The organism is Mesorhizobium sp. M7D.F.Ca.US.004.03.1.1, assembly GCF_003998635.1.
GTDB classification, from domain to species: Bacteria; Pseudomonadota; Alphaproteobacteria; order Rhizobiales; family Rhizobiaceae; genus Mesorhizobium; species Mesorhizobium loti.
The window spans coordinates 1-3,617 of sequence record NZ_RZQG01000618.1 but is presented as its reverse complement, the minus strand read 5'-3'; the positions used below and the strand labels follow the sequence as shown (position 1 = coordinate 3,617).

Here is a 3,617-nt window from a genome sequence, read left to right as displayed (position 1 = left end):
CATCGACGACGAGCCGCGCGCCTTTTCCGGCGGCATGCGTCAGCGCCTGCAGATCGCCCGCAACCTCGTCACCGGCCCGCGCCTGGTGTTCATGGACGAACCGACCGGCGGCCTCGACGTCTCGGTACAGGCGCGACTACTCGACCTGCTACGCGGCCTGGTCACCGATCTTGGTCTCGCGGCGATCGTCGTCACCCACGACCTTGCCGTGGCGCGACTTCTGTCGCAACGCATGATGGTGATGAAGGACGGCCGCGTCGTTGAAAGCGGCCTCACCGACCGCGTACTCGACGACCCGCGCGCGCCTTACACCCAGCTCCTCGTCTCCTCCATTTTGCAGGTGTAACCATGCCGACGCCGCTCGTTGTCTCCGACGTCGCCAAGAGCTTCACCATGCATCTGCGCGACGGCATCAAATTGCCTGTTGTCGCCGGTGTCTCGTTCTCGATCAGGGCTGGCGAATGCACCGTGCTTGGCGGCCCCTCCGGTGCCGGCAAGAGCTCGATCTTGAAGATGCTCTACGGCAACTACGCCGTCGACGAAGGCCAGATCATCGTCACGCACGATGACGGGCTGATCGACCTCGCCACGGCCAGCCCGCGCACCGTGCTGGCCATACGCCGGCAAACGATCGGCTACGTCAGCCAGTTCCTGCGCACCGTTCCGCGCGTTTCGGCGCTCGATGTCGTTGCCGAACCCCTGGTCGAGCGCGGCGAGGATCGCGAGATTGCCCGCGGCAAGGCACGCGCCTTGCTGGCGCAGCTCAACCTGCCGGAGAAACTCTGGGCATTGCCGCCTGCGACCTTCTCCGGCGGCGAGCAGCAGCGCGTCAACATCGCACGCGGCTTCATCACCGAGCATCCGATCCTGCTGCTCGACGAGCCGACCGCTTCGCTCGATGCCAGGAACCGCGATGTCGTGATCGAACTCATCGCCGCCAAGAAGGCGGCTGATGTCGCCCTGCTCGGCATCTTCCATGACCACGACGTGCGCGAGGCGGTTGCCGACCGCATCATCGACGTCACCGCTTTCGCTCCCGGAAAAATCGCCGCATGACCAGGAAGCTTTCAGAGACGCCGCTGGTCCATCCGACGGCGGAGGTGCAGAACTCGACGCTCGGCCGCTGGACCGAGATCGCCGACCGCAGCCGGGTGTCGGAAAGCGAGCTCGGCGACTATTCCTACATGATGCAGGATTGCGCCGTCTGGTGCGCCACGATCGGCAAGTTTTCCAACATTGCAGCAAGCGTACGCATCAACGCCACCAATCATCCGACCTGGCGGCCGACGCTGCACCATTTCACCTATCGCGCCTCGGATTATTGGGACGACGCAGAGCACGAGAGCGAGTTCTTCGCCCAGCGCCGCGCCAGGCGGGTCACCATCGGCCATGACACCTGGCTCGGTCACGGCTCGACCATCCTGCCCGGCGTCACTGTCGGCGATGGCGCCGCGGTCGGCGCCGGTGCGGTTGTCTCCAAGGACGTCGCCCCCTACACCATCGTCGCCGGCGTGCCAGCAAAACCGATCCGAGAGCGCTTCGATCGCCGCACGGCCGAACGCTATCAGGCGCTCGCCTGGTGGGACTGGGACCATGCAAGGCTGCGCGCCTCGCTCGATGATTTCCGAGAACTGTCGGCCGAGGCTTTCCTGGAGAAATACGGCGGATAGAGCAATGCCAGGAAAAGGCGATCACATCATCGTCATGAGCGAGCCTGTTTCATATCCCTGACACATCGCCCGGGCAGGACGCGGCCTTTCGCTGGAGATCGCAATGTCCGTTTCCATCAAACCCTCGCTCGCCGCATTCTTTGCCGGCTCAAATCCGAAGCCGCCGGTTCATCTCGGCACGCGCTACGACACGTCAGGCAATTTCCTGATCGAGCCCGGCAACACGGTCGTCAGTCATCTCGTCACCGGTTCACCGTCAGAGGCTGTGGTACTTGCGGTGCGCGACCGCATGCTGGCAATGCAAGACGCCGACCGGCTCGCCTTCACGCCCGTCTCCAGCCTGCACATGACGCTGTTCCAGGGCATCATCGAATATCGCCGGCGACTGCCCTACTGGCCGCAGGACGTGCCGCTCGACACCAGCATCGACGCCATGACCCGCCTCTATCTGGAGCGGCTGAGGGGCTTCGAGGGCTTCGGCCCATTCAACATCAAGGTGGTCGAAGTTCTGCCGACCGGCCTCACCGTTGCCGGCGCGACGGACGACGATTTGCGCATCATGCGTCAATGGCGCGACGCACTGGCCGTGCCGTTCGGTTACCGGCATCCCGATCACAACGCTTACGTCTTCCACATCACCTTCGCCTATCAGATCCAGCGTCTTGCGGATGATCGGGCCGCCGCATGGCAGGACCTGTTCGACGATTGCCTGGTACTTTTCGAGCAGCAGGCTCCCGTAGTCGAAATCAAGGCCCCCGCCTTCTGCAGCTTCAGGGACATGGAGCACTTCGAGGAACTGCTGGTCCTGGGCCGGCCGAAACTCCACACCTGTGGACCGTAACAAAACTGACATCATCGCGACACGGCAGGTTCATGTGGCTGCGTTAGGCGAGAGCCTGACGATCAATGGTCCGGACTGGAACCTGCCCCCATGCCAGCAACCTCTGCCACGCTCGAAATTCGCGGTGTCACCCGACGATTTGGCAAGAACACTGCCGTCAACGACATCAACATCGCGATCCCGCAGGGTCAGATGGTCGGCATTATCGGCCGTTCCGGCGCCGGCAAATCAACCCTTCTTCGCATGATCAACCGTCTCATCGATCCCAGCCAGGGGTCGATTTTTTTTGACGGCGCCGAGGTCTCCCAGTTGCGCGGCTCGCCGCTGCGGCGCTGGCAGCGTGACTGCGCCATGATCTTCCAGCAGTTCAACCTGGTGCCGCGCCTCGACGTGCTGACCAATGTGCTGCTCGGCAAGCTGAACCACCGTTCGACCATCACCAACCTGTTCGGCATGTTCTCTCGCGCCGAATGCGCCGAAGCGGTCGCGGCACTCGAGCGGCTCGACATCGCCCGCACCGCACTGCAGCCCGCAGGCACCTTGTCTGGCGGCCAGCAGCAGCGCGTCGCCATTGCCCGCGCCATGATGCAGCAGCCCAGAGTGATCCTCGCCGACGAGCCAATCGCATCGCTCGACCCGCTCAACGCCAAGGTGGTGATGGATTCGCTGCAGGACATCAATTTGCGCGAAGGCATCACCGTCGTCACCAATCTGCACACGCTGGACACCGCCCGCACCTATTGCAACCGCATCATCGGCATGGCCGCCGGCAAGGTCGTCTTCGACGGCCCGCCGGAAGAACTCAACCGCGAAGCCGTGCGTCTCGTCTATGGCGCCGACAGCAATGGCCAGGAAATCTCCGAGGCCATCACCTCGACCAGCGTTGCCTTCAGCCGAAAGATTGCCGCATCCGCCGGACCGCTCGAGCCCGCATTCCCGGGATATTGAGAGCGGTTGGGATCGCCAGCCCACGTCAAGGGCACCTGTCAAAATCGACAACGCTGCCGGCGCGGGGCCGGAACCTACAGGAGAGATAACAGATGTTCAGGAAGATGGTTTTCAGCGCCGTTTCGGTGCTCGCCATGGCGACCAGCATGGCCCACGCG

General features: G+C 63.5%; 5 protein-coding genes. All 5 read left to right on the top strand.

Features of this window, described 5'->3' with window-relative positions; translation table 11 throughout:
* Positions 1–346: ATP-binding cassette domain-containing protein (locus tag EN935_RS26555; RefSeq protein WP_127373777.1), on the top strand; the 346-nt coding region annotated here is incomplete at its 5' end.
* A 2-nt stretch (positions 347–348) separates the two neighbouring features.
* The gene (gene phnL, locus EN935_RS26550) at positions 349–1,056 is read left to right on the top strand and encodes a phosphonate C-P lyase system protein PhnL (RefSeq protein ID WP_126070581.1); all 708 of its coding nucleotides are present in this window, start codon (positions 349–351) and stop codon (positions 1,054–1,056) included.
* Positions 1,053–1,670: a DapH/DapD/GlmU-related protein gene (locus EN935_RS26545; RefSeq protein ID WP_127263207.1), complete on the top strand. Its 618-nt coding sequence runs from the start codon at positions 1,053–1,055 to the stop codon at positions 1,668–1,670. Before phnL ends, EN935_RS26545 begins: the two co-directional genes overlap by 4 nt.
* Positions 1,671–1,773: 103 nt before the next feature.
* Positions 1,774–2,511 carry a DUF1868 domain-containing protein gene (locus EN935_RS26540; RefSeq protein ID WP_127263206.1) on the top strand — a complete coding sequence of 246 codons (738 nt, stop codon included), beginning with the start codon at positions 1,774–1,776 and terminating at the stop codon, positions 2,509–2,511.
* A 90-nt stretch (positions 2,512–2,601) separates the two neighbouring features.
* Positions 2,602–3,459, top strand: a complete 858-nt coding sequence (phnC, locus tag EN935_RS26535; RefSeq protein WP_109658688.1) for a phosphonate ABC transporter ATP-binding protein — start codon at positions 2,602–2,604, stop codon at positions 3,457–3,459.
* Positions 3,460–3,617 lie beyond the last annotated feature (158 nt).

Excerpts from the sequence above, each read along its gene's own strand:
- phnL (WP_126070581.1), top strand. The coding sequence starts at position 349 with ATGCCGACGCCGCTCGTTGTCTCCGACGTCGCCAAGAGCTTCACCATG.
- EN935_RS26545 (WP_127263207.1), top strand. The coding sequence starts at position 1,053 with ATGACCAGGAAGCTTTCAGAGACGCCGCTGGTCCATCCGACGGCGGAG.
- EN935_RS26540 (WP_127263206.1), top strand. The coding sequence starts at position 1,774 with ATGTCCGTTTCCATCAAACCCTCGCTCGCCGCATTCTTTGCCGGCTCA.
- phnC (WP_109658688.1), top strand. The coding sequence starts at position 2,602 with ATGCCAGCAACCTCTGCCACGCTCGAAATTCGCGGTGTCACCCGACGA.